This window comes from Streptomyces sp. NRRL F-5755, assembly GCF_001279365.1.
In the GTDB taxonomy this organism is placed as follows: domain Bacteria; phylum Actinomycetota; class Actinomycetes; order Streptomycetales; family Streptomycetaceae; genus Streptomyces; species Streptomyces rimosus.
Window position 1 is genome coordinate 1 of the sequence record NZ_LGCW01000112.1, and the last position, 5,117, is coordinate 5,117.

Sequence of the window (5,117 nt, forward strand, 5' to 3'; positions counted from 1 at the left end):
GTCGTCCCACATGAACCAGAAGCGGTCCTGGCCGGGGGTGCCGAACAGGTACAGGATCAGGTCCTGGTCCAGCGTGATACGGCCGAAGTCCATCGCCACCGTGGTGGTGGTCTTGTCCGGCGCGTGCGTGAGGTCGTCGATGCCGGCCGACGCCGAGGTCATCACGGCTTCGGTGCGCAGCGGGTTGATCTCTGAGACGGCCCCGACGAACGTGGTCTTGCCCACGCCGAAGCCGCCCGCCACCACGATCTTCGCGGAGGTGGTGGAGCGGGCTGCACCGCTAGAGCTTGCGAAGTCCACTGAGCACCCTTTCGAGCAGTGTCACATCTGGCTGTCCGCCGGCGGTCTCGTCCCCGCCGGGCTGATGGATGGCGACGAGTCCGGCCTCCGCCAGGTCGGCGACGAGGATTCGGGCGACGCCGAGGGGGATGGAGAGGAGGGCCGAGATCTCGGCCACTGACTTGATCTCGCGGCAGAGGTGGCAGATGCGCTGGTGCTCCGGCAGTTGGCCCTGCAGCCGGGCGGGGTCGGCGGTCGTGCTGACCAGCGCCTCGATGGCGAGCTGGTAGCGCGGCCGGGTCCGGCCCCCGGTCATCGCGTACGGGCGCACAAGCGGGTTGTGCGCGCCCCCCGTGGGGGCCGCCGGCCCGTTGCGCCGCTGCCGGGGCGGTGCCGGCTGGACGCGCGGTGCCCGCTGCTGCTCGTACGGCGACGGCTCGTACGGCTGCCGGGAGTCGTACGGCCGCTGCTGGTACGGCTGCTGGGGCTGCGGCGGCTGCTGCTGCCGACGGCTGGGCGCGGAAGGAAAGTTGAAGCGGTTGTGCCGGTGCTCGCCCTGGGACCCGGACTGCTGTCCGGGGCCGTACGGGTAACCGCTCGGGGGCGTTGCCACGTCTCCTCCTTCAACTTGCCAATCTGACGCCGGTCGCGCCACCGCACCCTACGGCGCGGTGGCGGGAAACGCACTGCCTGTCTGCTAGTTGAGAAGGCTGCCCTGCAGTTCCGCGCGCAGGTCCGGTGTGAGCACCGTGCCCGCGCGGTCGACCAGCAGGGCCATCTCGTAACCGACGAGGCCGATGTCGCACTCCGGGTGCGCCAGTACGGCCAGCGACGATCCGGGACATGATGAAGAGGAAGCCGCGCTCCATCTCCACCACGGTCTGATTGACGCTCCCGCCTTCGAAGATGCGGGAGGCGCCGGAGGTCAGCGAGGTGAGGCCGGAGGCCACCGCCGCCAACTGATCGGCTCTGTCCCGAGGGAAGCCCTCGGACATGGCGAGGAGGAGACCGTCCGCGGAGACCACGACCGTGTGGGACACACCGGGGGTGTTGTCCACGAAGTTGGTGATCAACCAGTTCAGGTTCTGCGCCGCCTGGCTCATCGGGCTCACACTAACGCTCCTGATCGTAGGTGCTGCCGGGGCCGAAGCCCTGTTGGTCATTCTGGGGGACCTCCTGGTCCGTGCCCACGTTGCGTCCCTGCTGGACCCCGCGCCGCAGGTTGCTCAGCCGGCCGCGGACGTCCTCCGGAGCGCGGGAGACCTGCGGGCCGCCCTGCGGGCTCTGCTCCGCCGTGCCCTCGACCAGGTTGGCCTTGGGCACCCGCCGGGGCAGACCGGAGGAAGTGACTCCGCCCGCCTTCGGCTCGCGCAGCCGCTCCGCCCGCTGCCAGCGCTCGTCGTTGGCCGAGCGCCACTCGGAGCCGTCCGAACCGGACTCCGGCGCGTTCCCCTGCGGGGCGGCCGCCGGGTCCTCCTGGGCACGGGGCCTGGAGGACGCCTCCTCGAACGGCTGCCACTGCTGCTGAGCCTGCGGCTGGCCGGCTCCGCGGCGCGGAAGGCCGGCGTCGGTCAGCGACGGCGCGTCGTTCGGGGTGGGATCCGGACGCTCGAATGCTACGCGGTCCGGGCTGTCCGCGGGAGCGGCCGACCGATTCCGGTCCGATTCCGTTTCCGGGCCCGAATAGCCGGTGTACGCTCCGTTTTCGGGCCAGTCGTCCTGCGGCCGCGTCTCGTACGGCACGTACGGCTGCTGGCCGGCGGCCTCGTCGCGACCGACTTCGGCAAGTCCCTGGCCGAGCGGCTGCCCGGCGTCGTACGCCCCTTGCCCAGGTTCCGCATAGGGCTGCCCAGGCTGGTTCCCGTACCCCGCGCCGCCGTGCTGCGCCGTGTCCTGGAACAGCTGTGCCGACGGATCCTGGTACGGCTGTCCCGACAGGTCCTGGTACGGCTGCTGCGCGGGATCGTGCGCCCGGCCCTGGGCGCCCGCGCCACCGGCCTGCGCCTCCAGCGCCGCCCGGCGCTCCTCGCGCATCAGCGAGCGGTTGACCGGGTCGAGCGGCGTGGCGCCGCCCTGCTGCCCGAAACCGGACTCGTCGAAGCCGAGTTCCGCGGCCGAGCGGCCGTCGCCGGCGTACCCGCCCTGCTCGTGCTCGGGGACGATCCGGGAGACCGTGAAGTCGTCGTCGTAGCCCTCCTCGCCGCCACCGCCGTGGGTGATGGCCTCGGGGAGCATGACGAGGGAGGTGGTGCCGGCCTGCTCGCCGGACGGGCGCAGCTGTACGCGGATGCCGTGCCGGTCGGCGAGGCGGCCGACCACGAACAGGCCCATGCGCTGGGAGACCGAGGCGTCCACGGTCGGCGGGTTGGCCAGCTTGTGGTTGATGTCCGCGAAGTCCTCGGGGGTCAGCCCGATGCCCTTGTCGTGGATCTCGATCATGACCCGGCCGTCCGGCAGCCGGGTGGCGGCGACCCGCACCTTGGTCTGCGGCGAGGAGAACGTGGTGGCGTTCTCCAGCAGCTCGGAGAGCAGGTGCACGAGGTCGGTCACGGCGGTGCCGTGGATGTCGCCGTCCGGCACGCCGGACAGCTCTATTCGCTCGTACGACTCGACCTCGGACGTCGCCGCGCGCAGCACGTCGATCAGCGGCACCGGCTGGTTCCAGCGCTGGCCCGGCTCCTCGCCCGCGAGAATGAGGAGGTTCTCGCCGTTGCGCCGCATACGGGTGGCCAGGTGGTCCATCCGGAAGAGGTTCTCCAGCTGGTCCGGGTCGGCCTCGTTGTTCTCCAGCTCGGTGATCAGGGTGAGCTGGCGCTCGATCAGGCCCTGGTTGCGCTGCGAGAGGTTGGTGAAGATCGCGTTGACGTTGCCGCGCAGCAGCGCCTGCTCGGCGGCGAGCCGGACGGCCTCCCGGTGCACCTGGTCGAAGGCGCGGGCCACCTCGCCGATCTCGTCGGTGGTGTGGATCGGGATGGGCTGCACGCGGGTGTCCACGCGGCCCGGGTCCGTACGGGAGAGCTGGTCGACCAGGGTCGGCAGGCGCTGCTCGGCGATGCCGAAGGCCGCCGTGCGCAGCCGGCTCATGTTCCGGCTCATCCGCCGCGCCATCATGCCCGCCACCAGGAAGGCGATGACCAGCGCCGCGATCACGATCGCGGAGTCGACGAAGGTGGACTGCCGGGCGTCCGAGGAGATCGCGGCCGCCTCGTCCACCGCCTTGTCGGCGAGGTCCTTCTCGATGGCCCGGTACATGTCGAACGTGCCGGTGGCCGCGGTGAACCAGCTCTCCGGCGTGATGCCCTGCGCGGCGAGCTGCTGCGGCGAGGCGCCGGAGGCGATGGCGCTCGCCATCGCGTCGAAGGCCGGGGGCGCCTTGAAGGGCCGGCCCGCGGTCTCCGCGCGTTCGCGCGCCTTGGCGACCTCCTGCGCGCCGCGCTGCTTGAGCTTGGCCGCGTCGTCCTTCAGCCGCTGGACGTCCTCGGGGGTACCGCCGGAGGTGTACTCGCCGATGGCGATGTTCTCCAGGTACTTGTACGAGGCGAACGAGGTCAGCTGCTTCTTGTGCTCCTTGCCGCCCTGCGGGGACGCCGGGTCGACCAGCAGGTGGGTGCCGATGGAGCGGGTGAGCGACTCGGCGGCCTTGGCCAGCGAGACGGCGTAGACCGTACGGCCGTAGGAGGTGATGTTGCCGGTGCCCAGGCCCAGCTCGTTGGCGAACTCCATCAGCGGGTGCTGGATGGCGACGTAGCCTTCTTCGGTCTGCACACCGGGCAGCTGCGAGGTGTAGGCGGCCTCGCGCAGCTTCTGCAGGCCCGGCTCGGCCTTCTGGAAGGCGGCCAGGCGGCGCTTGAGGCCGTCCTTGTCGGGCATCTCCTTGACCGCGGCGTGGAACGCCTGCGCCGCGGTGTCGGTCGCCGCGCGCGCCTCGCGCACGGCCGCGTCGTCGCGCTTGCCGGCGAGCAGCGGCTCGGCGGTGCGGTCGCGCTCGTCGATGATGGCGTGGCTGTAGGCGGCAGCGGCCCGTACCAGCTTCGCGGTGTTCTCGGCGTCCTGGGCTTCCTGCCAGGTCTCGACCGAGCTGTTGACGCGCAGGCCGCCGAAGACCAGGGCGACGAGCACGGGGATGAGCAGGATCGCGTTGAGCCGGGTGGCCACGCGCCAGTTGCGCGGGCGGAACCGTCCGCCGCTCACCGGGGCGGCGGCGACCTGGCTCTCGGCCGTGCCGGGGGCCGGCGCCGCGCTGTGCGACGGTGGCGTGAAGTTGCCCCGCCGCGGTTCCTGCGGCTCGGGGCTCGACCTGCTTCGCCTCACTCGACCAACAACCTCTCGGCGCCGGCACCGCGCCTTTTTGCACCGTGCCGTTTTCTTCGGGGCCTTACTACTCCGGAGTTCAGCGAATTTCAGCACGTCAGGACCGTGCGTTCCAAACACTGGGCAAAAGCGGAGCAGCGCCCTGAGCGGCGCAGATAAAAGGGGCGTTAAGGGCGAGCGGCGGCAAAAGGCGAGAGAAATGTGCGCACAGCGGAGCCGCGTGTGCGCGCCGGGTGGCCGCGGCGGGCGAATTCTCTGTCGAAACGTTATGAACGCGTGGGGCGGCGTGGCCAAGGACACAGATCCCGTGACGGCGTACGGGAACCGGTGTGCGCCCGCGACCTTTCCGGCGCCCGGGGGCGCCGGTCCGGTCTTCTCGTCGCCCGGGGCAACTTACGCGCGGGCGAGGCGACTTCGAAAGGTCACTTCAGGCGGGCCATGAGGGCGTGTTCGACGAGGGTGATGAGGGCGCTCTTGGCTTCGCTGCGGTGGCGGGCGTCGGTGGTGATGATCGGTGCGTCGGGGCC

General features: G+C 71.2%; 3 protein-coding genes and 2 pseudogenes. All 5 read right to left on the reverse strand.

Going from position 1 to position 5,117, the window contains the following annotated elements; translation table 11 throughout:
* Window positions 1-300 (reverse strand): GTP-binding protein (locus tag ADK86_RS13045; protein ID WP_197049337.1); only part of this gene is annotated, 300 nt, incomplete at its 3' end.
* The gene (locus ADK86_RS13050; RefSeq protein ID WP_053696742.1) at window positions 281-892 is read right to left on the reverse strand and encodes a DUF742 domain-containing protein; all 612 of its coding nucleotides are present in this window, start codon (window positions 890-892) and stop codon (window positions 281-283) included. The genes ADK86_RS13045 and ADK86_RS13050, both read right to left, overlap by 20 nt.
* Before the next feature lie 84 nt (window positions 893-976).
* A pseudogene (locus ADK86_RS13055) lies at window positions 977-1,382 on the reverse strand (roadblock/LC7 domain-containing protein).
* A 10-nt stretch (window positions 1,383-1,392) separates the two neighbouring features.
* Complete coding sequence (locus ADK86_RS13060; protein WP_053696743.1) at window positions 1,393-4,590, reverse strand: nitrate- and nitrite sensing domain-containing protein; 3,198 nt, start codon at window positions 4,588-4,590, stop codon at window positions 1,393-1,395.
* 422 nt (window positions 4,591-5,012) lie between these two features.
* Window positions 5,013-5,117: pseudogene (locus ADK86_RS13065) on the reverse strand (ATP-binding protein); the annotation flags it as partial.